This is a genomic window from Streptomyces xylophagus, from assembly GCF_000716435.1.
In the GTDB taxonomy this organism is placed as follows: domain Bacteria; phylum Actinomycetota; class Actinomycetes; order Streptomycetales; family Streptomycetaceae; genus Streptomyces; species Streptomyces xylophagus.
Map to the genome: position 1 here is coordinate 1 of NZ_JNWO01000007.1, position 20,389 is coordinate 20,389.

Annotated in this window: 20 protein-coding genes; 10 read left to right on the forward strand and 10 right to left on the reverse strand. The window is 69.1% G+C overall.

From position 1 onward, the window contains the following. On the forward strand, positions 1–739 hold a 739-nt coding region (locus OO70_RS15020), incomplete at its 5' end, for a cytochrome c oxidase subunit I (RefSeq protein WP_043672465.1). 5 nt (positions 740–744) lie between these two features. Then, positions 745–1,086: a hypothetical protein gene (locus tag OO70_RS15025; RefSeq protein WP_106971703.1), complete on the forward strand. Its 342-nt coding sequence runs from the start codon at positions 745–747 to the stop codon at positions 1,084–1,086. Between the two features lie 49 nt (positions 1,087–1,135). Here the strand turns inward: OO70_RS15025 and OO70_RS15030 are convergent, their stop codons facing one another. Continuing rightward, positions 1,136–3,094 (reverse strand): ricin-type beta-trefoil lectin domain protein, encoded by a 1,959-nt coding sequence (locus OO70_RS15030; RefSeq protein WP_043670055.1) that lies wholly within the window; start codon positions 3,092–3,094, stop codon positions 1,136–1,138. A gap of 123 nt (positions 3,095–3,217) precedes the next feature. After that, a complete protein-coding gene (locus OO70_RS15035; protein WP_043670058.1) occupies positions 3,218–3,616 on the reverse strand; it encodes a VOC family protein in 399 nt (132 codons plus the stop codon). 107 nt (positions 3,617–3,723) lie between these two features. Between OO70_RS15035 and OO70_RS15040 the strand changes: the two genes are divergently transcribed. After that, entirely contained in the window at positions 3,724–4,698 is a 975-nt protein-coding gene (locus OO70_RS15040; RefSeq protein WP_063749720.1) for a helix-turn-helix transcriptional regulator, read from the forward strand. Here OO70_RS15040 and OO70_RS15045 read toward each other — a convergent pair. Next, positions 4,695–5,360, reverse strand: a complete 666-nt coding sequence (locus OO70_RS15045) for a TetR/AcrR family transcriptional regulator (protein ID WP_043670061.1) — start codon at positions 5,358–5,360, stop codon at positions 4,695–4,697. The two genes, OO70_RS15040 and OO70_RS15045, sit on opposite strands and share 4 nt — an antisense overlap. A gap of 165 nt (positions 5,361–5,525) precedes the next feature. On the opposite strand from OO70_RS15045, the gene OO70_RS15050 reads away from it, so the two are divergent. After that, entirely contained in the window at positions 5,526–6,773 is a 1,248-nt protein-coding gene (locus tag OO70_RS15050) for a YncE family protein (RefSeq protein ID WP_043670064.1), read from the forward strand. Between the two features lie 50 nt (positions 6,774–6,823). On the opposite strand, the gene OO70_RS15055 is transcribed toward OO70_RS15050, so the two are convergent. Continuing rightward, the gene (locus OO70_RS15055; RefSeq protein ID WP_043672470.1) at positions 6,824–8,680 is read right to left on the reverse strand and encodes a cellulase family glycosylhydrolase; all 1,857 of its coding nucleotides are present in this window, start codon (positions 8,678–8,680) and stop codon (positions 6,824–6,826) included. An 87-nt stretch (positions 8,681–8,767) separates the two neighbouring features. Next, the gene (locus OO70_RS15060) at positions 8,768–10,771 is read right to left on the reverse strand and encodes an elongation factor G (RefSeq protein WP_043670067.1); all 2,004 of its coding nucleotides are present in this window, start codon (positions 10,769–10,771) and stop codon (positions 8,768–8,770) included. 218 nt (positions 10,772–10,989) lie between these two features. On the opposite strand from OO70_RS15060, the gene OO70_RS15065 reads away from it, so the two are divergent. Beyond that, a complete protein-coding gene (locus OO70_RS15065) occupies positions 10,990–12,096 on the forward strand; it encodes an XdhC family protein (RefSeq protein ID WP_043670070.1) in 1,107 nt (368 codons plus the stop codon). Positions 12,097–12,104: 8 nt separating this feature from the next. Here the strand turns inward: OO70_RS15065 and OO70_RS15070 are convergent, their stop codons facing one another. Next, a complete protein-coding gene (locus tag OO70_RS15070; protein ID WP_043670073.1) occupies positions 12,105–12,605 on the reverse strand; it encodes a metallophosphoesterase family protein in 501 nt (166 codons plus the stop codon). Positions 12,606–12,691: 86 nt separating this feature from the next. Between OO70_RS15070 and OO70_RS15075 the strand changes: the two genes are divergently transcribed. The 5 genes from OO70_RS15075 to rfbC all read left to right on the forward strand — a co-directional run bounded on the left by OO70_RS15075 (position 12,692) and on the right by rfbC (position 16,661). Continuing rightward, on the forward strand, positions 12,692–13,153 hold the full coding sequence (locus tag OO70_RS15075) for a MarR family winged helix-turn-helix transcriptional regulator (RefSeq protein ID WP_043670075.1): 462 nt from the start codon (positions 12,692–12,694) through the stop codon (positions 13,151–13,153). Then, positions 13,150–13,287 carry a hypothetical protein gene (locus tag OO70_RS54605; protein WP_158711479.1) on the forward strand — a complete coding sequence of 46 codons (138 nt, stop codon included), beginning with the start codon at positions 13,150–13,152 and terminating at the stop codon, positions 13,285–13,287. Before OO70_RS15075 ends, OO70_RS54605 begins: the two co-directional genes overlap by 4 nt. A 30-nt stretch (positions 13,288–13,317) precedes the next feature. Then, positions 13,318–13,911: a hydrolase gene (locus tag OO70_RS15080; protein WP_043670078.1), complete on the forward strand. Its 594-nt coding sequence runs from the start codon at positions 13,318–13,320 to the stop codon at positions 13,909–13,911. 136 nt (positions 13,912–14,047) lie between these two features. Further along, entirely contained in the window at positions 14,048–16,018 is a 1,971-nt protein-coding gene (locus OO70_RS15085; protein ID WP_043670081.1) for a glycosyltransferase family 2 protein, read from the forward strand. Between the two features lie 34 nt (positions 16,019–16,052). Next, positions 16,053–16,661, forward strand: a complete 609-nt coding sequence (gene rfbC / locus OO70_RS15090; protein ID WP_043670084.1) for a dTDP-4-dehydrorhamnose 3,5-epimerase — start codon at positions 16,053–16,055, stop codon at positions 16,659–16,661. Here the strand turns inward: rfbC and OO70_RS15095 are convergent. The 4 genes from OO70_RS15095 to OO70_RS15110 are packed head-to-tail and all read right to left on the reverse strand — an operon-like array spanning position 16,651 to position 20,367. Beyond that, positions 16,651–17,454, reverse strand: a complete 804-nt coding sequence (locus OO70_RS15095; protein ID WP_043670087.1) for a class I SAM-dependent methyltransferase — start codon at positions 17,452–17,454, stop codon at positions 16,651–16,653. The genes rfbC and OO70_RS15095 overlap by 11 nt on opposite strands. Continuing rightward, positions 17,451–18,332, reverse strand: coding sequence for a dTDP-4-dehydrorhamnose reductase (gene rfbD, locus OO70_RS15100; RefSeq protein ID WP_043670090.1), 882 nt, complete (start codon positions 18,330–18,332; stop codon positions 17,451–17,453). Before rfbD ends, OO70_RS15095 begins: the two co-directional genes overlap by 4 nt. Beyond that, positions 18,332–19,303 (reverse strand): dTDP-glucose 4,6-dehydratase, encoded by a 972-nt coding sequence (rfbB, locus tag OO70_RS15105; RefSeq protein ID WP_043670095.1) that lies wholly within the window; start codon positions 19,301–19,303, stop codon positions 18,332–18,334. The genes rfbD and rfbB overlap by 1 nt, the downstream gene beginning before the upstream one ends. Further along, on the reverse strand, positions 19,300–20,367 hold the full coding sequence (locus OO70_RS15110) for a glucose-1-phosphate thymidylyltransferase (protein ID WP_043670098.1): 1,068 nt from the start codon (positions 20,365–20,367) through the stop codon (positions 19,300–19,302). The genes rfbB and OO70_RS15110 overlap by 4 nt, the downstream gene beginning before the upstream one ends. Positions 20,368–20,389: the final 22 nt, after the last annotated feature.

Sequence of the window (20,389 nt, forward strand, 5' to 3'; positions counted from 1 at the left end):
CGGCCATCCAGAGGTGTACATCATCGCCCTGCCGTTCTTCGGCATCATCTCCGAGGTCATCCCGGTCTTCTCCCGCAAGCCGATGTTCGGCTACATGGGACTGGTCGCCGCGACCATCTCCATCGCCGGCCTGTCCGTGACCGTGTGGGCCCACCACATGTACGTCACCGGCGGCGTCCTCCTCCCGTTCTTCTCCTTCATGACGTTCCTCATCGCCGTACCGACCGGCGTGAAGTTCTTCAACTGGATCGGAACCATGTGGAAGGGCTCCCTGTCCTTCGAGACCCCGATGCTCTGGGCCACCGGCTTCCTCATCACGTTCGTGTTCGGCGGCCTGACCGGCGTGATGCTGGCGTCACCGCCCCTCGACTTCTCGACCTCCGACTCGTACTTCGTCGTCGCCCACTTCCACTACGTCGTCTTCGGCACGGTCGTGTTCGCGATGTTCTCCGGCTTCCACTTCTGGTGGCCGAAGATGACCGGCAAGATGCTCGACGAGCGCCTCGGCAAGATCACCATCCTGCCGTTCCTCTACAACGTGTGGAAGACGGCCAAGTACGGCAAGAAGGTCGAGGTCGACGACCCGTGGGGCTACGGCCGTTCACTGGAGTGGGCGACATCCTGCCCGCCCCCGCGGCACAACTTCCTCACGCTGCCCCGCATCCGCAGCGAATCCCCGGCGTTCGACCTCCATCACTCCGAGATCCCGGCCCTGGAACGGGAGTTGACGCCCCAGTGACCGCCATGGACGAACACCCCCTGGACCCGGGGACGTTCCTCAACGAGATCGAGGGTCACCTGCTGATCGCGGCCGCCCGCACCGAGGGTCGTACGGCCGCTGGCCGTTTCACCGCCCGGCTCGACTGGCTCACCGACGGCCAACGGGCCGAAGTGGAAAGGCACTTCGAGACGGAGTACCTCACCCTCGCCCGCGCCTCCTGGGAGCGTACGGCCGAGCGGGGCAGGCAGTTGCGGGACGAGTACGAGGAGAGGTACCGGCGCCTGCGCCAACACCTCCTCACCGCCTGCCTGTTGGGGTGTGCGCTGCTCGCGGCGACGGGACTGGTCATCACCGCGCTCACCTAGGGACACGCGTCCCGCCGGCCCTGACGACCGGCGGGACAGTGCGCTACGGCTACGTCAGCGTCCACTTCTGGTTGTTCGCCGTGCCGCAGGTGTACAGGATCAGCAGGGTGCCGTTGGCCGTGGCGGCGCCGGACGCGTCCAGGCACAGGCCCGCGTTGACGTTGGTGAGGGTGCCGTCGGAGTTGGCGGTCCACTTCTGGTTGTTCTGGCCGTTGCAGTCCCAGATGACGACCTTCGTGCCGTTGGTGGTGCCGTTGTTGTAGGCGTCCAGGCACTTGTTGCCGTACACCACGAGTTCCTTGCGGGAGGTGTACGTCCAGGCCTGGTTCTGGCCGCCGTTGCAGTCCCAGATCTCGGCCTGCGTGCCGTTGGTGATGGTGTTGTTGTAGACGTCGGCACAGCGGCCGGACCCGGTGCCGACGACCAGGGAACCGTTCGTGCCCGGGATGGGCTGGACGTTGACCGCTCCCAGGGTCGGCAGTGAACTGCCGGTGAAGGTGAGGGAGTTGGCGGAGCCCTTCGACAGGTCGACCTGGACCGAGACCGTGCCCTGGCTGGAGCCGGTCGGCGGGAAGGAGACCGTCGTCGCGGTCTGGCTGTTGACTTGGAGGGTGCCGGTGACGGCGGTGGAGCCGGTGTTGGTGTAGGGGATGTCGACGACGTCCAGACCGGTGCTCGCCGCGCTCACGCCGGTGTACTTGCCGGTGGAGGTGGCCGTGTAGTTCGTGCTCGCCGCCTCGGTGCCGCCGCTCACCTTCAGCATCGCCGAGCCGCCCGCCGGGACACTGGCGGTGTAACTCGTGGCGTACGAGCCGAGGTTGGACTGCGCCCAGAGGTCGCGGACCGTCACGGAGGCGCTGGTCAGGCCGAGGTCGGACCAGCGGACGGTGATGTTCTGGGCGGAGGAGGTGCGGTTGAGGAGGACGACCGCGCGGTTGCCGGTGCCGGAGAGGACCCTGCCGTAGACCTGGAGGCCGGTGGTGTCCTCGGCGACCTTGACGCCCTGGAGGCCGCGCGGGTCCTGGTCGACGGCGACGACGTCGGAGTTCTTGAGGATCGCGGCGGTCTCACTGGTCATCGTGGTGAGGTCGTTGCCGGCGAGCAGCGGGGCGCCGGAGATCGCCCACAGGGCCATGTGGGTACAGTTCTGGGCCGCCGTGAGGCCGGACATGCCGACGGTGAGCATGTCGGGGTCGTTGTAGTAGCCGGTGTGCTGGGCGGCCGGATGCAGGGTCTGGTCGAAGTTGGAGAGCACACTCGCCTGGGACGCCGTGCCACCGTAGTAGTAGATGTCCGTGCTGGTCCGCCACATGGGGGCGAGGCCCGTGGCCCAGTTCCAGGGGTTCTGGTAGCCCCAGTTGCAGATCGAGAGGGTCAGCGCGCGGCCGGTACTGGCGGTGGCCTTGGCGACCGAGGCGCTGATCGCCTTGTACGCGGTCGCCGCGTCGAGACCCTCGGCGTCACCGCCGCACCAGTCGACCTTCACGAAGTCGAAGCCCCACTGCGAGAACTGCAGCATGTCCTGGTCGTAGTGGCCCTCGCTGCCGGTGTTCGCGGCGGCGGGGCGGCCCGTCGGGTAGTAGTAGCCGCAGCCGTTCGCGCCGGCGTCCGTGTAGATACCGGCCTTGAGGCCCTTGCTGTGGATGTAGTCGGCGATGGCGCTCATCCCGCCGGGCCACTCGCTGGTGTCGACGGTGATGTTGCCCGCGCTGTCACGGGTGCCCTGCCACCAGCCCTCGTCGATGTTGATGTAGTTGTAGCCGGCCGCCGGGAGGCCCGCGGCGACGAACGCGTCGACCTGTGCCTTGATGACGCTGTAGTCGATCTTCGCGGCGAAGCTGTTCCAGGAGGCCCAGCCCATCGGCGCGGTGGGCACCGCGATCTGACGGGTCGTCGAGGCGACGGGGGTCGCCCGGAGTGGGTCCGCGGGCGCGGGCCTGGTGAACAGAAGCAGGGTGACTGCCGCTGCGGCCATCGCGACGGCGCGCAGGATGGGGGTGCGGAACATGCGGCTCCTTTGCCGATATTTCGAACCAGGATCGGGTCGCCGAACGACACGGCGCGCTGAAAGTAGAGCCGCCGGAGGGCGAAGTCAACTCCTGTGACACAAGGGGGAGTTGGAATCCACGCATCAGCGTTCCTGTCGCTTCACAGCCTCGGGAGTGACCGGCGTGAAGAAGTTGATCAGGTTGCCGTCGGGGTCGCGGAAGAGGAGGGAGCGGTTGCCCCACGGCATCGTCGTCGGCTTCTGCACGATCTCGCAGTCGAGGGAGGTCAGCCGCTCGTGTTCGGCGTCGACGTCGGCGACGCGGAACTCGGTGATCACCGAGCGGTTGGCGGCGGGTCGTGCGGAGTCGGTGCCGAACAGCGCCACGGTGCGGGTGCTCGCGACCGCCAACGTGCAGGCGGGCGTGACGAGTTCGGCGAAATCGGGGGTCGACCACGTGGCCGGGACACCGGTGACCCGTTCGTAGAAACCGACGAGACGGGCGACGTCGTCGGTGATGACACGGATCGAGACGAAGTTCATGAGGGACTCCCTGTCAGGGGTCGGAGGCAGTAGTGGCTGCCGGGCGTCTCCCACGCTAGGACCGATACCGGACAGAACCCGCCCGGTATTCGAGGCAGACTTCAGGAGTGACCACATCGACCGCGCGCGTGCTCGCCCTGCTGGAGATCCTCCAGGGCGGTGGCCTCCGTACCGTCCCCGACCTGGCCGCCCGGCTGGGCGTCGACGAGCGCACGGTCCGCCGCTACGTCGGCCACCTGCTGGAACTGGGCGTGCCCGTCGACTCGGTCCGCGGTCGCTACGGCGGCTACCGGCTCGCCCCCGGCTATCGGATGCCCCCGCTGATGCTCACGGACGAGGAGGCGCTGGCCGTGGTGCTCGGTCTGCTGGCCGGGAGAAGGGCCGGGCTGGTCACCACGTCCGCCGCGGCCGGCGAGAGCGCCACGGCGAAACTGCTGCGCGTCCTGCCCGCCGCCCTGCGCCGCCGGCTCGACGCCCTGCTCGACACGGCCGACTTCACCGCGCGGCCCCGCACCGCCAACGCGCCGGAGACGGAGGTGCTGCTCGAACTCGCCGAGGCCGCGCTCCATCGGCGGCCGGTGGCGATCGGCTACACCGACCGGAAGGGCCACGACAGCGACCGCACCGTCCTGCCGTACGGCCTCGTGGCGCATGCCGGCCGGTGGTATCTGACCGGCGCGGACCCCGCCGACGGGGAGGTGCGCACGTTCCGCCTGGACCGGATCACCGCGCTGCGCGTGCGCTCCGGCTCGTTCGACGTACCGGCGGACTTCGACCCGGCGGCCACGGTGCTGGACGGCCTCGCGCGCACGCCGTGGACACACGACGTGTCACTGCGGATCCGGGGCAGCGTGCAGGACATTCGCGGGCATCTCCCGGCCGGGATCGCCACCGTGGTGACTTCCGACGAAGACGCCGACTGGGTCCGCGTCCGGATCCGGGCCGAGCGGCTGGACTGGATCCCGCCCGTCCTCGCCGCCCTCGACCACCCGTTCGTCGTCGAACGCCCCGCCGCCCTGCGCGACCTCGTCCGCGCGCTGGCCCACCGCCTGGACGAGTACGCGACCGACGAGCCGGCCTAGGACAGGTCCTGACCTTTCCAGCCCGGTGGCTGCATGATGCCCACGAGCTGTCGGACCAGTTCGTCGACGATCTCGTCCAGCGTGGCGTCCACCCAGCCCGCGCTCCAGTCGTGGAGGAGGCCGTTGACGCTACCGATGAACGCCGTCGCGGCGATGCGGTAGTCGCGCCGCGCCGCCTCCCCGCGCTCGGCCGCGGCCCTCGCCTCGCCGCGGATGAGGTTGATCCAGCGGGCGCGGCGGGCCAGCCGCTGTTCCTCGAGGCGTGGGCTGACGCCGATGATCTCGACGAAGGTGATGCGGATGCGGCGCGGGTCGCCGGTGACGTTCGCGGCGTAGGCGTGGAAGATCGCGGTCGCCCGCTCGACGAGCGGCAGGCCGTCGGCGTCGGTGAGCGCGGCCAGGACGGCTTCCTCGGCCCAGTCGTTGACCTGAAGATGGAGGGCGGCGAGGACGTCCTCCAGGCTGCGGAACTCCTCGTAGAACTGCCGGGTGGACAGTCCCGCGGCCTCGCTGAGCGCGGCGACGGTCGTGCCGCGGTAGCCGGGGGTGTCGCCGAACAGCTGGAGCGCGGCGTCCAGGAAGCGTCCGCGTCGCTCGGCCTGCCGCTGCTCGGCGGACTTGCCGCCGTAACGACCGGTCGGCGCCTTGAGCCTGCCCACCACTGTCACACCTCTATCTCGTCGACCATCGGCCAATCTTGTCGTGTCCACAGTCTTGCGGAGAAGAGGGCCCTTCCTTACTTTTCAGTAAGTTCACTCTGAATTCGCGCGTGTTCAGATTTCTTCACGCCACCTCGGCACCCTCTCACCTCACAGAAGAGAGCAGTCATGCCTGCCTTCAGACCCAGGCACCTTTGCTCCATGGCCGCCGCCCTCGTCCTGACCGTAGCCGCTCCCGCGACGGCCGCCACAGCCGACTCCTCCGCTGCTTTGCGTGAGGTGTTGTTCGTCGGCAACAACTGGGACGGCACCGCGGACGTCATCAAGTCCACCGGAGACTTCGCGAAGATCGGGGAAATCAACATCGTCCCCGACAAGGCGGCACGGCTGGCGGAGATCAACGCCGACCCGATCAAGTGGATCTACTACACGTCCATCCACAACGAGGTCGGGCAGGGACACGACCAGTACGTGGACGACATGTACTCCACGCCGGACGGCAAGTCCCTCGTCGTCTCCCGCCCCAGCTTCGCCGACGTGGTGTCGATCAACCTTGCCACCGACACCATCAACTGGCGTTTCCCGGTGGCCGGTTACCGCGCCGACCACATGGCGGTCTCTCCTGACGGCACCCGCGTCGCGGTCTCGGCATCGACCGCCAACAAGGTGCAGGTACTGGACATCAACACCGGCGCCGAACTGGGCGAGTTCGACACCGGCGACAAGCCGCACGAGAACTTCTTCACCAACGGCGGCAAGTACATCTGGAACATGGCGATCGGCGAGGTCACCACCTCCCTCGACGATCCGATCTGGGACTGGACCAAGGGCGACCGGCACATCACCGTCGTCGACGCCACCACGTTCAAGCAGGTCAAGATCATCGACATGCGGGACCGGCTGGACGCGATCGGCCTCACGAACTTCTCGGACGCGGTCCGCCCCGCCGCCTTCACACCGGACTGGTCCAAGCTGTACTTCCAGGTGTCGTTCTTCAACGGCTTCCTGGAGTACGACGTCGCCACCGACAAGATCACCCGCGTGAAGACGCTCCCGGCGAATCCCGCGACGAGCACCGACCGCACCACCTGGCTGCTCGACTCGCGTCACCACGGCATCTCGATGAACCCCGACGGCACCAAGCTGTGCGTCGCCGGGACGATGGACAACTACGCGACGGTCGTGGACCGGGCCACCCTGCAGGAGGGCCCGCTCGTCACGGCGTCCACGCCGTACTGGGCGACCGTGAGCGGTGACGGCAAGGACTGCATCATCTCGGAGGCCGGCGCCGACCAGGTGACGGCCATCGACTTCGCCACCGGGCAGAAGGTGCTCTCCGTTCCGGTGGGCGACCATCCGCAGCGCGTACGGCTGGGCCATGTGCAGGCCGACTGGACCAGCCCGTCCGCGAGTTGAGCGACCGTCAACGGCACCGGTCCCCGAGGGGATCGGTGCCGTTGCGTTTGTTAGCTGTGCGATGCCGCCCAGGTGGCCAGTTCGGACTTGGCCGCGCTCAGCAGCGTCGAGGAGGGGCTCGACGCGCCGTTGGTGATCAGGGCGTAGTGCAGGGTTCCCGAGCCGGTGGCCGAGAGCAGGAGACGGTGGCTTCCGGTGCCGCCGGGCTCGTTCGCGTAGCCGATCGGAGTCGAGGACGTGTATGCCGGGACTCCCGAGATCGCTCCCAGGTCGGAGACCACGGTCGTGGACGCGGCCGGGAAGGACGCCGGGAGGTGGAGTTCGGTCGGGGCGGTGGAGCTGTTGGAGCGCCACATCAGCAGGCCGTACTGGCCGGAGCCGACCAGCGAGGACACGTTCGGAAGAGTGCTGGGGACCGGGTTCCAGGTCAGGGTCGTGGAGCCGTCGCGGGAGCGGTCCTCGTAGGTGAAGGCGACCGTGGTGCCGGCGGTCGCGCTCGGGTAGATCCGGTCGAGGAGGCGGGCGTCCTGACGGAGTGTCACCGTGCCGGAGTCGGTCATGTTGACGGCCGAGAGGTCCTCGTCGTTCCAGGCGTCGCCGGAGGCGAGCACCTTGTCGGGGTTGTCGTTCATCAGCTCGCTGTGGCGGCCGTTGTAGATGTCCCACTGCCACTGCGTACCGGACAGGACCGGGCCGGAGCCGGCCGGGTTGGACCACCAACTCGCGCCCGGCAGGCGGGAGTCGAGGGCCTGGTACATCGCCTTGAGGACGGTCGGCGCCTTGCCCGAGACCGAGCCGGACAGCGGATGCCCGAACTCGCTGACGATGGCGGCGGTGCCGGCCGCGGTGGCCCGGTCACGGACCGTCCCGAAGTCGGTCGAGTACTGGCCGTCGGCCGCGTTGCCCCACATCAGGATGCCGGAGATCGCCTTCTGGTCGTAGAAGTGGGTGTTGAAGACATAGCGCGACCCGAGCGTGCCCGCGTCGAGGAGTCCGCCCTCCTGCACCTGGCTGGAGATGTTGGAGTTCCAGAAGAGGTTCGGCTCGACCAGGGCGGGCTTGGCCGTCCAGCCGGCCGCGTCCATCCGGGCCCGGAACTTCACATAGAACGGCCAGAGCAGGTTCTGCTCCCAAGTGCGGCTGGTCTGGCCCGAGTCGTAGGTCCCCGCGAAGGGTTCGTTGTAGGGGTCGAAGCCGACGACACCCGCGAACTCGTCGGTGGTCAGATGCTGTTGGATGTACGTCATGGTCGACTGGGCGGTGGCGAGGAAGGAGTCCTGGAGGCCGTAGTTGTTGTGCCAGAAGTCGTACTGGGCCTCCGTGACGGCCGCGTTCTGGGTGATGTTCTGACCCCAGAAGAGACAGATGCCGCAGGACTCCTGGGGGTAACTCCCCAGCGCCACCGCCCACTTGGGGGCGCCGTCGCCGGTGTACCAACTGCCGCTGTTGAACAGGTACTTGGAGTACAGGTCCTGGTGGAAGTCGGGGTAGACGCGGATGCCGGCGTCGAGGAACGCCTGCATCTGGGCGGTGGCGGCCGCCAGGTACGTGGTGTCGACCTGGCCGCGAACGGGTTCGGCGTAGGCCCAGGAGAGCAGGAAGCGGACCGAGTTGCCGCCGCCGAGGGCGCGCAGCGCGGTCGCGGACTTCTTCGCGTCGGCGACCGAGGCGAAGGGGAGACCGTCGTTCTCCGCCAGTTTGGTCTCACCGGAGACGTTGTAGCCGCGCAGCACGACCTGGCGGCCGTAGCTGTCGACGAAGCTGCCGTTCTGCACGGTCAGCGCTGAGCCGTCGAACCAGAGGGAGTCGGTTGGGGTGGCGGCGGTGGCGGGCGAGGCACCCAGCACCGACAGGAATCCGCAGAGGACAACCAGGACACCGATCAAACGCGCCCGGACATTTGTCATGTCCACTACGGTCCGGTGAATTCCGGACACTGTCAACACTTCTGACCCATGAGTAAGTTTGCGCGGTACAAGCCCTGTTGACACCTTTCAGGCCACTCGACGTGTCACGTTCAACAGGTATTCCTTCCGGTTCAGCGGGTTGTGGTCGGTACGTGCCCGCTGCGGAACGGTGCCGTGCGCGACCGGCGCGTAGTGGTCGAAGGCGCTCTCCCACTCCCCCTCCCCGCCCGTCAGCCCCGGCAACTGCCTCTCCAACCCGTGCACTTGGGCCGCCGGCACCACCCCTTCCAGTACACAGAGCGACCCCTGCGTCTCGGTGGTCTGCGGTACGGCCCGCAGCGCGGCGAACACCGGCAGCAGGGCGCCGAGGGTGTCGGCCGGCACCTCGACACGGAACCGGTGCATCGGCTCGTGCACCTGGCTCCCCGCCCGCCGCAGCGCCTCGACGAGGACGAGCGGGGTCAGCCCGCGGAAGTCGGCCCCCGTGCTCGACATGCTCTTGTCGAAGCCCTGGTGGGCGTGGCTCTGCCGGGGCGAGTAGCCGGAGTGCGTCATGGTGACCACGCAGTCGGTGACCCGCCAGCCGTGCAGCCCCTGCCCGAGCGTCTCGCGCACGCTGTCCTCGACGGCCTTGAAGAAGGCGTACGGCATCGCGCCCAGCTCCACCTCCAGACCGAACCGCACACCCGAGCCGACCGGGCCCGGGTCGACCCGCAGCCCGACCGTGGCGAGGAACGGGTTCGGCTCCTTCTTGTTGAACTCGACCGCCGCGCCCGTGTGGAGCGGCCGCTCGATGCACAGCGGAGTCGTCTCGCGGAACGTGACCCGCACCCCGAACTCGTCGGCGAGCGTGGCCTGAATGACCTCCTTCTGGACCTCGCCGTAGAGCGAGACGGCGGTCTCCTGACGCACCTCGTCGTGGCGCAGGCCGATCAGCGGGTCCTGTTCGGCGAGTCGGGTGAGCGCGAGGTGCAGGGCCCGCCGGTCGGCGTCCGGGCCCGGGACGACGACGGTTTCCAGGGTCGGCGGCGCGAAGACGTGCTCGTACGCCTTCCGCGGCACTCCCCCACGCTCGGCTGCGCTCGCGCGGGGGGACCCCCAGATCGCATCGCCGATCCGGATCTCACCGAGGCCCCACAATCTGCCGATCCGGCCCGCCGGGACGGAGTCGGCACCGATGTCCGTGCCGTGGTCGAAAACGCTGACCGAGGTGACCTTGCCCTCCTCTCCCGCGTCGCCGAAGGTGATCCGGTCGCGGGTACGGAGGGTGCCGGAGAACATCCGCGCGTAGGCGACCTTCTCCCCCGCAAGGCCCCGCTCGACCTTGAACACCGTGCCGGAGAGCGGGCCTTGGGGGTCGCCCTCGGCGGCGGGGAGCAGTTCCTTGATGCCGGTGATCAGCGCGTCCACGCCGGCCCCGGTGATGGCCGAGCCGAAGTAGACGGGGTGTACGCGGGCCTGGCGGGTCTGGGCGACGAGGGCGGCGCGCAGGCCGTCGTACGACACGGTGTTCTCGACGTACGCGGCGAGCAGTTCGTCGTCGTAGTCGGCGAGAACGGCTGACGCGGTCGGGCCGAGGCCCGGCAGGAAGGCGGCCTCGCGTGTCCCGAGGCCCTCGACCGAGCCCATCGGTACGACGGACGCCCTGAGCCGTTCGGAGATCGCGCGCAGGAGGTCGTCGTGGCGTGCCCCGCGTCGGTCGATCTTGTTGACGAAGAGGAGTGTCGGGATGCGCAGCCGCTGGAGCGTGCGCATCAGAATGCGGGTCTGCGGCTGGACGCCCTCGACGGCCGAGACGACCAGGACCGCACCGTCGAGCACGCCGAGGACTCGTTCAACCTCGGCGATGAAGTCCGGGTGGCCGGGGGTGTCGATGAGGTTGACGGTGACGTCGTCGACGGGGAACGAGACGACGGCGGATTTAATGGTGATGCCGCGCTGCCGCTCCAGCGCGAGGGTGTCGGTGCGGGTGTTCCCGTCGTCGACGCTGCCGATCTCGTCGATCACGCCGGCCGAGTGCAGCAGGCGCTCGGTGAGGCTGGTCTTACCTGCGTCTACGTGCGCGAGAATCCCGAGGTTGAGCAAGTGCACCTGGTGTCATGTCCTTTGATGAGGGGGGCCTTCCTTCCTGGACGGACATGAACGGTGCGCGCATCTCAGTGCTCCTCGGTCGTCGGTGACTGATGCCTTTCAGTGCAGCAGAGCGACGGGAGCGACGCCAACGATTAACGTCTGTGGCAATCCGGGGCCGCTCGCGCACCGGATGCGACGCTTGCGACATCCGGCGGTGGTGGTGACAGGAGCCGACCATGCGTGACCTTCTCCCGGTGCTGAGCGGCTGGTACGCCGCGCACGCCCCGTTCGGCCTGGCCACGGTGGTCGCGGTCAGCCGCAGCGCGCCGCGCGACCCCGGCGCGGCCATGGCCGTGGGCCCGGACGACGAGGTCGTGGGCAGTGTGTCCGGCGGCTGTGTGGAGGGGGCTGTCTTCGAGCTGGCGCGCGAGGTCGTGGCGAGCGGCGAGGCCCGGCTGGAGACCTTCGGGTACAGCGACGAGGACGCCTTCGCGGTCGGGCTCACCTGCGGCGGCGAGATCACCGTGCTGGTACGGCCGGTCACGCCCGAGACCGATCCCGCGTTCGGGGCGATCGCACGGTCGGTCGCCGCCCACGAACCGGTGACGGTCGCGACCGTGACCGACGGCCCGGCACTGCGCGGAGCCACCCTCGCCGTGTGGCCCGACAGGGTGGAAGGCACCCTGGGCTCGACGGGTCTGGACGTGGCGGTCACGGCCGACGCCCGCGGTGAACTCGCCCTCGGTGCAACGGGGTTGCGGCACTACGGGCCAAGCGGCGAGCGACGCGAGGACTCCGTCACCGTGTTCCTGCACTCCTTCGCACCGCCGCCCCGGATGCTGGTCTTCGGCGCGATCGACTACGCGGCGGCGGTCGCCCGGATCGGTGACTTCCTCGGCTACCGAGTCACCGTGTGCGACGCCCGCCCGGTGTTCGCGACGCCGAAGCGGTTCCCGGCGGGCGTGGAGGTGGTCGTGGACTGGCCGCACCGCTATCTGCACGGCACGGACACCGACGAGCGCACGGTGATCTGCGTCCTCACCCACGACCCGAAGTTCGACGTACCGCTCCTGGAGGAGGCGCTGCGCCGGCCGGCCGCGTACATCGGAGCGATGGGCAGCCGCCGCACCCACGACGAACGGATGCGGCAGCTGCTCGAATCCGGCCTGGGCGAGGGCGAGTTGGCCCGCCTGCGCTCACCGGTCGGCCTCGACCTCGGCGCCCGTACACCCGAGGAGGTGGCCGTGTCGGTGGCGGCCGAGATCGTGGCGCTGCGGTGGGGCGGCACGGGGGCGCCGTTGATGGCGACGGCGGGGGCGATCCATCGGGCGCCGTCGGGCTGATCGGTGCGTCACCGCGGCGGCAACCGGTGCAGTACGAGGTCCGTCAGGGTGCCGTCGTCGACCGTGACCGTCATGTACGTGCAGTACGGCTGGCGGCGGCGGTCGGTCGGGGAGCCCGGGTTGAGCAGGCGCAGACCGGTGTCGGCCGTGGTGTCCCAGGGGATGTGGCTGTGCCCGAAGACCAGCACGTCCAGGTCGGGGAAGCGGGCCGCACAGCGCGCCTCGCGACCCTGGGCGGGGCCGGTCTCGTGCACGGCACCGAAGCGCAGGCCGCCCAGTTCGGCGTACGCCACCTCGGGGAGCCGGGCGCGCAGCTCGGGCCCGTCGTTGTTTCCGTACACACCGACGAACCGACGGCTGCGGCTCTCCAGCAGGTCCAGGGTCGCGGTGTCGACCCAGTCCCCGGCGTGGAACACCACGTCGGCGCGCGGAAGTTCGGCGAGGAGCTGCGCGGGCAGCTCCTTGGCGCGCTTGGGGAGATGGGTGTCGGACATCAGCAGCAGACGCACGGCTTCAGACTAGGGCCCGCATATCTTCAGGTGAGACTGTGCAGTTTCACCTGGACAGTCTCACCTGAGAGTCTTACGGTGAGGGCATGGATCACCAGCGCACCGGGACACCCGCGGGCATCTCCGACACCGCCGCCCGCTCCGCCCGCGATCTGCGGGTGGTGTTCAGTCGGCTGCGGCGCAGATTGCGTGAGGTCGCCGCGGACGAGGACCTCACTCCGTCGCAGGAGTCGGCGCTCACGCTCGTCGGCAAGCACGGCGCGGCCACGGCCAGCGCCCTGGCGTCCGCCGAGGGGGTCAGGCCGCAGTCGATGGCCGCCACCCTCGCCGCCCTCGACCAGCACGGGCTGATCCGGCGCAGTCCCGATCCCGAGGACGGCCGTAGACAGCTCGTCACGCTCACCGAAGCGGGCCGCGAGCGGATCGAGGACAACCGGCAGGTCCGCGAGGAGTGGCTGGCGCGCGCCTTCGAGGACCGGTACACGGAGCGGGAGCGGCGGACCGTCCTCGACGCGCTGACGTTGTTGGAACGGCTGTCGGAGCAGTGATACCGAAGCTCACCCAGGCACCACGGACCGCACATCCCGCGCCGAGCGGCTTCGACCGGCGCCTGATCGCGCCGATGGTGCTCGGTTCCGTACTGAACCGTTCCCTGCGCACCCTCACCCCGAAGACCACGTGAGCCCCCGCAACCCCTGAAAGGCCTCCCCCCATGACACTCACCACCCTCGACCCGCGTACCGCCCTCGTTGTGATCGACCTCCAGGGCGGCATCGTCGGCGCCCCGACGCAGCCGTACAGCGGTCCCGAGGTCGTCGCCCGTACCGTCGAGCTCGCCGACGCCTTCCGGGCCGCCGGCCTTCCCGTGGTCCTGGTCCGGGTCACCTTCGCGGCCGACGGCGCGGACGCGGTGCCCGGCCGTACCGCGCAGCAGCGCGGCGGCGGCGCGGCCCGCCCCGAGGGCTGGGACGTCATCGTCGACGAACTGGCCGGACACCCCGGCGACATCCAGGTGATCAAGCGCAACTGGGGCGCCTTCCACGGCACCGACCTCGACGTACAGCTGCGCCGGCGCGGTGTCACGCAGATCGTGCTGACCGGCATCGCCACCAGCATCGGCGTCGAGTCGACCGCCCGTGCCGCCCACGAGCACGGCTATCACGTGACCCTGGCCACGGACGCGATGAGCGACCTGGACGCCGTGTCGCACGCCCACAGCATCGAGCGGATCTTTCCGCGTCTGGGCGAGACGGGCACGTCCGCCGAGGTCCTGGAACTTCTGGCCAAGACCCACGACGTGAGCTGACGTAGGTCTCCTGCGGGTTAACCGTTGCCCAACACCAGCCCAATGGGCGGCATAGAGACGGACCGGGTTAGCATCAGCCCACCGCGCCGTTCCGTATCGGGCAACGCGCACCACAAACAAGGGGGCCAGAAGCCGGATGTCGGTCAAGGTCAGTGTCGTCGTCCCTGTCTACAACCCAGGGCCTTATATCGAGGATTGCATCTCCTCTCTGCTCAGGCAGTCGCTGCCTAACGACGAGTACGAGGCGATCTTCGTCGACGACGGCTCGACGGACGGCACGCCCGCGCGGCTCGACGAGATCGCCGCCGAGCACCCCCACATGCATGTGATCCACCAGGAGGCCTCCGGCTGGTCGGGCAAGCCCCGGAACGTCGGCATCGCCGCCTCCAAGGGCGAGTTCGTCATGTTCGTCGACAACGACGACTACCTCGGCGACGAGGCCCTGGAGCGGATGTACGAGTACGGCGTGGCCAACGGCGCCGACGTCATCGTCGGCAAGATGGCCGGCAAGGGCCGCGCCGTACCCGTGGAGCTGTTCCGCAAGAACTACCCGCACGCGTCGGTCGAGACCGCGCCGCTGATGGACAGCCTCACCCCGCACAAGATGCTCCGCCGCGCGTTCCTCGACCGCATCAACCTGCGGTTCCCCGAGGGGCGTCGCCGCCTGGAGGACCACGTCTTCGTGACGGAGGCCTACCTCGCCGCGGACAACGTCGCCGTGCTCAGCGACTACGTCTGCTACTACCACATCAAGCGCGAGGACGCCGCGAACGCCGGCTTCCAGCGCTTCGACCCCGTCGGCTACTTCAAGAACCTGCGCGAGGCCCTCGACGTCGTCGAGAAGTACACCGAGCCGGGTCCGGCCCGCGACAAGATCTTCCGCCGCTGGCTGCGCGTCGAGATGATGGAGCGCCTCGGCGGCGGCCGGCTGCTCAAGGTCCCCGACGACTACCGCCGCGAACTCCTCAAGGAGATCCGCGGTGTCATGACCGAGCGCTTCGGCCCCGGTGTCGCGGCCGGTCTCGGCCCGCGGCTGCGGGTCGTCGCGGCCCTCGCCGCCGCCGACCGCTACGACGACCTCGTCGAGCTCGCCGAGTGGGAGGCCTCCCTCAAGCCGACGGCGGTCCCGGGCGAGATCGAGTGGCGCGACGGCAAGCTGCTCGTCCACTACAAGGCCGAGTTCGTCATCGACGGCAAGCCGGCGGTCTTCGAGGCCAAGGGCGCCCCCGCGCCCAAGCACCCGGAGCCGAAGACCCTCGCCGAGGCGACCGCCATGCTCACGGCCGACGCCACCGCGAACTTCAAGAAGGCGACGGCCGACCTCGTCGTCCGCGAACGCACCAGCGCCGCCTCGCACTTCCAGCCCGTGCAGATCTCGCACGAGACGGTCGCCGACGGCGACGGCGTCCGCCTGGTGCTGCACGCGACGGCCACCATCGACCCGGCCACCGCTGCGGTCGGCACCCCGCTCGACGCCGGCCTCTGGGACACCTACGTCCGTGTCGTCATCGGCTCCTGGAACAAGGAGTGCCGCCTCGGCCCGGTCCCGCAGCACGGCGAGAACGCCGGGCACGCCGGGGTCGTCGCCGGCCAGGTGATGCTCCCGTACTACACGGAGCCGCACGGCAACTTCTCGCTGGACATCGACAAGGCGAGCAAGCGCCTCGGCCTCGCCGACCTCAAGCCCGAGGACTTCACGGTCACCGGCGCCCGCGTCGGCGTCCTGCTCCCCTTCTACGTCCCGGCCACCACCGACGTACTGCTGCGCCTGACCCACAAGTCGTCCGGTACGACCCTGGACGTGCCCGGTGTGGTCTCCCCCGAGTCCTCCGGTGCCCGACTGGCCGCCGAGGTGCCCGCCGCCGAGCTGAAGGACCTGGCGTGGAACGCGTCGGTGTGCCTGACTCCGGCCGCCACCGGGCAGCGTTTCCTGGCGCTGCCGGTGCGGCTGACCGGTGACGCCGGCGGTGTCCGGGTGGAGGCGGTCCCGAAGGCCGCCCCCAAGCCCGCCCAGTCGACGCCGGCGCCCAAGCCGGTGGCCGCCAAGCCCAAGCCGGGGCTGGCCCGCCGGGTGGCGCGCAAGCTGAAGCGCGCCCTGAACAAGTAGCACCACGCAAGCAAGCCATGGAGGACGGAAGAACGTGCGAGCACTGGGTATAGAAGGCGCCTGGGTCCTGGAACCCAAGGTCTTCCCTGACGACCGGGGCAGTTTCCACGAGTGGTACCGCGGTGCGGAGTTCCGCGAGGCCACCGGGTACGACCTGGACCTGGCGCAGGCCAACTGCTCGGTGTCGCGGCGGGGCGTGGTGCGCGGTGTGCACTTCTCCGACGTACCGCCGAGCCAGGCCAAGTACGTGAAGTGCGTGCGCGGCGCCGTCCTCGACGTGATCGTGGACATCCGCGTCGGCTCTCCCACGTTCGGTCAGTGGGAGGCCGTACGGCTGGACGACGAGACCCACCACTCCGTGTTCCTCGCGGAGGGGCTGGGGCACGCGTTCATGGCCCTCACCGACGACGCGACGGTGGTGTACCTGTGTTCGACGGGTTACTCGCCGGGACGTGAGCACGGGATCAACCCGCTCGACCCCGCGCTGGGCATCGCCTGGCCCGAGGGCTTCGAGCCGGTGCTGTCGGAGAAGGACGCCGAGGCGCCGACACTGGCAGAGGCGGAGCAGTCAGGACTTCTTCCGTCCTACGCGGACTGCTCCGCCTACTACGAGCGACTGCGCGGTGGGCAGGTCAGCGGCTGACGCTGAGCTGCTCCACCGAGCGGCGCAGGGGCTCCCAGCCGCGGGACCGCTTGGTCCCGCGGTTGCGGGCCGTGGCGAGGGGGCCCCAGAAACCGGCGCCGAGCAGCGCCTCGGGCTTCACCGCGGTGGTGCGCTCCAGGATCGCCTCGGGCACCTTCTGCGGGTCCGGGACCTCGAACTCGGCGATGATCTCGTCGTACTTGTCCTTGAGGACGGTGCTGCTGGGGTCGGCGCCGAAGACCACGAGCTGGCCGGTGGGCTGGGTGTCGACCAGGACCGTCACCAGGTCGGGACGGTAGCGGGCGAGGATCTCGACCAGCTTGTAGACGTCACCGGTCCAGGCGTCGGTGTGCCGGTCCCGCGCCGCCTCGTCGATGCTGCGCGGCAGCATGTCGTCGAAGACGATGACGCTGGCCCAGTCCGAGTGCTTCTCCACGTTGATGAAGTCGCGGAGCGCGTACTCGAAGAGGTGCATGCCGTCGATGAACGACAGGTCCAGCGTGGTGGTCCGCCACCAGCCCAACGGGCTGCGGTTGCGGGCCAGTTGACGCAGCGGGTGGCGGCCGCCCCGCAGATGCACCAGCGGGTTGTCCCGGGCGAAGAAGTCGTCGCTGGTCGCCTTGGCCAGGTGGACGTCACAGCGGATCTCCGTGACCACCTTGAACGCGGGATCGATCGCGACGCTGGGTACCCGGGAGAGCGTCAGGCTGCGGCCGTCGTTGACGCCGATCTCCAGGTAGTTGCGGTTCGCTGTTGCTTTGTGGAGCCCCCGCAGGAACTCATGACGTTTCACGAAGAAATCTCCTTGCGGATATGCGGAAGTGCTTCGTGCAGGGCTGACCGCCAGTCCCTTGGCGGTTCCAGGCCGACCTCCCGCCACCGCTCGTGCCCGAGGGCGCTGTAGGCGGGGCGGGGCGCGGGACGGACGAAGGCCGCGCTCGTGGTGGGGCGCACACGCTCCGGATCGGCGTCGATGAGCCGGAACACCTCCTGTGCGAGACCGTGCCAGCTGGTCTCACCGGAGCTGGTCGCGTGGAACACCCCGTGCGCGCCTTCGACTTGACCGATGCGCTCGCCGAGATCGGCGATCCGCACGGCGACGTCGGCGGTCCAGGTCGGTTGACCGCGCTGGTCGTCGACGACGTCGAGAGTGTCGCGACGTGCCTCCAGCTCGATCATTGTGCGGACGAAGTTACCCCCACAGGCTCCGTACAGCCAAGCCGTTCGGACAACCGCGCTGTTACCGGGCAGTTCGGCCAACACGGCCTGCTCGCCCGCGAGTTTGGTACGGCCGTACGCGGTGCGCGGGGCGGTGGAGTGATTCTCCGGGTACGGCGTGCTACGGGCCTCGCCGTCGAAGACGTAGTCGGTGGAGACGTGCACCAGCCGTGCGCCCGCCGCCGCGCAGGCGCGGGCGAGGAGCCGGGGCCCCTCGCCGTTGATGAGAAGGGCCCGCTCCTCGTCGGTCTCGGCGTCGTCGACGGCGGTGTACGCCGCGCAGTTGACCACCACGTCGGGGTGGTGTTCCGCGAACGCCCGGTCCACCGACGCGGGGTCGGTGATGTCCAGGGCGCTGCGGTCGAGACCGACGAACTGCTCACCGCGGCGGGCGAGTTCCTCCAGCACGTCGTGGCCGAGCATCCCGCCGGCTCCGGTGACCAGCCACTTCATCAGGCACGCTCCACCCGGGCCTTGAGGGGCTCCCACCAGGCGCGGTTGTCGCGGTACCAGGCGACGGTGTCGGCCAGCCCCTCGGTGAAGTCGTGCTGCGGGGAGTAGCCGAGTTCGTCGTGGATCTTGGACCAGTCGACGGAGTAGCGCAGGTCGTGGCCCTTGCGGTCCTCGACGCGCTCGACCCGGTCCCAGTCCGCGCCACAGGCCTCGAGCAGCAGACCGGTGAGCTCCTTGTTGCTGAGTTCCGTGCCGCCGCCGATGTTGTAGACCTCGCCCGCCCGGCCCTTGGTGCGCACGAGCTCGATGCCCTGGCAGTGGTCCTCGACGTGCAGCCAGTCGCGGACGTTGAGGCCCTCGCCGTACAGCGGCACCTTCTTGCCGTCGAGGAGGTTGCTGACGAACAGCGGGATGACCTTCTCGGGGAACTGGTGCGGCCCGTAGTTGTTCGAGCACCGGGTGACGCGCACGTCCAGGCCGTGGGTGCGGTGGTAGGCCAGGGCGAGCAGGTCGGAGGATGCCTTCGACGCGGAGTACGGCGAGTTCGGCGCGAGCGGGTGGGTCTCGGGCCAGGAGCCGGTCTCGATGGAGCCGTAGACCTCGTCGGTGGAGACGTGCACGAACGGCACGCTGTACCGCAGGGCGGCGTCGAGCAGGACCTGGGTGCCCACCACGTTGGTGCGGACGAAGTCGGCGGCGCCGTTGATCGAGCGGTCCACGTGGGACTCGGCCGCGAAGTGGACCACCTGGTCCGCCTCGGCCATCAGCTTGTCGACCAGTTCGGCGTCGCATATGTCGCCCTGGACGAAGTCGAGGCGCGGGTGCTCGAGGTCGAGGTTGTCGAGCGTGCCGGCGTACGTGAGCTTGTCCAGCACCGTGATGCGGGGCGCGTCGGGCGCGTCCGAGGCGAGGAGCATGCGGGCGTACGTGGAACCGATGAAGCCGGCGGCGCCGGTGACGAGGAGATTCATGAACGGATCTGCACCTTGCTGTGGTCTCCGAGAACGAGGCGGTGGGCGCTGGGTACCCCCGGAGCGGGGGTCACTTCGACGTGCTTGCCGATGAGCGAGGACTCGATCCGGCCCACCCCGGCGATGGACGAGTCCTGCAGCACTATGGAGAACTCCAGCTCACTGTCCGTGATCCGGCAGTTCTCCGCGACCGAGGTGAACGGTCCGACGTAGGAGTCGCTCACCACGGTTCCGGACCCGATGATGACGGGTCCGACGATGCGTGAGCGCTCGATGCGCGCGCCCTCTTCGATCACCACGCGGCCGATGGTCTCGGAGGCGTCGTCCACCTCGCCGTCGATGCGGCGGTCCATGCTCTCCAGGACGGTCCGGTTGACCTCGAGCATGTCGACGACGTTGCCCGTGTCCTTCCAGTAGCCGTGGATGACCGAGGAGCGCACGTCGGCGCCGTCGTCGATCAGCTGCTGGATCGCGTGGGTGATCTCCAGCTCGCCGCGCCAGGACGGCTTGATGGCGCGCACGGCGTCGTGGATGGCGGGCGTGAAGAGGTAGACACCGACCAGGGCGAGGTCGCTCTTGGGGTGCTCCGGCTTCTCCTCCAGGCCGATGACCTGGCCGGACTCGCTGAGCTCGGCGACGCCGAAGGAGCGGGGGTCGGGCACGTGGGTGAGGAGGATCTGCGCGTCGGGCTTGTTGGACTGGAAGCCCTCGACGAGACCGGTGATGCCGCCGACGATGAAGTTGTCACCGAGATACATCACGAAGTCGTCGTCGCCGAGGTACTCGCGCGCGATGAGAACGGCGTGGGCCAGTCCGAGAGGACGGTCCTGCGGGATGTAGGTGATCTGCAGGCCGAACTTCGACCCGTCGCCCACCGCCTCCTCGATCTCCGCCGCGGTGTCGCCGACGATGATGCCGACCTCGGTGATGCCCGCGTCGGCGAGCGATTCGAGCCCGTAGAAAAGGACGGCCTTGTTGGCCACCGGGACGAGCTGTTTTGCCGATGTGTGTGTGATCGGCCTCAGGCGGGATCCAGTGCCGCCGGAGAGAACGAGAGCCTTCATCGCTTCACCTTAGCGTCATACC

What these genes read in the sequence shown, in the direction of transcription:
- OO70_RS15065 (WP_043670070.1), top strand. Translation starts at nt 10,990, where the DNA reads ATGCGTGACCTTCTCCCGGTGCTGAGCGGCTGGTACGCCGCGCACGCC.
- OO70_RS15050 (WP_043670064.1), top strand. Translation starts at nt 5,526, where the DNA reads ATGCCTGCCTTCAGACCCAGGCACCTTTGCTCCATGGCCGCCGCCCTC.
- OO70_RS15075 (WP_043670075.1), top strand. Translation starts at nt 12,692, where the DNA reads ATGGATCACCAGCGCACCGGGACACCCGCGGGCATCTCCGACACCGCC.
- rfbD (WP_043670090.1), bottom strand. Translation starts at nt 18,332, where the DNA reads ATGAAGTGGCTGGTCACCGGAGCCGGCGGGATGCTCGGCCACGACGTG.
- OO70_RS15030 (WP_043670055.1), bottom strand. Translation starts at nt 3,094, where the DNA reads ATGTTCCGCACCCCCATCCTGCGCGCCGTCGCGATGGCCGCAGCGGCA.
- OO70_RS15110 (WP_043670098.1), bottom strand. Translation starts at nt 20,367, where the DNA reads ATGAAGGCTCTCGTTCTCTCCGGCGGCACTGGATCCCGCCTGAGGCCG.
- OO70_RS15035 (WP_043670058.1), bottom strand. Translation starts at nt 3,616, where the DNA reads ATGAACTTCGTCTCGATCCGTGTCATCACCGACGACGTCGCCCGTCTC.
- rfbB (WP_043670095.1), bottom strand. Translation starts at nt 19,303, where the DNA reads ATGAATCTCCTCGTCACCGGCGCCGCCGGCTTCATCGGTTCCACGTAC.
- OO70_RS15080 (WP_043670078.1), top strand. Translation starts at nt 13,318, where the DNA reads ATGACACTCACCACCCTCGACCCGCGTACCGCCCTCGTTGTGATCGAC.
- OO70_RS15025 (WP_106971703.1), top strand. Translation starts at nt 745, where the DNA reads ATGGACGAACACCCCCTGGACCCGGGGACGTTCCTCAACGAGATCGAG.
- OO70_RS15055 (WP_043672470.1), bottom strand. Translation starts at nt 8,680, where the DNA reads ATGACAAATGTCCGGGCGCGTTTGATCGGTGTCCTGGTTGTCCTCTGC.
- OO70_RS15085 (WP_043670081.1), top strand. Translation starts at nt 14,048, where the DNA reads ATGTCGGTCAAGGTCAGTGTCGTCGTCCCTGTCTACAACCCAGGGCCT.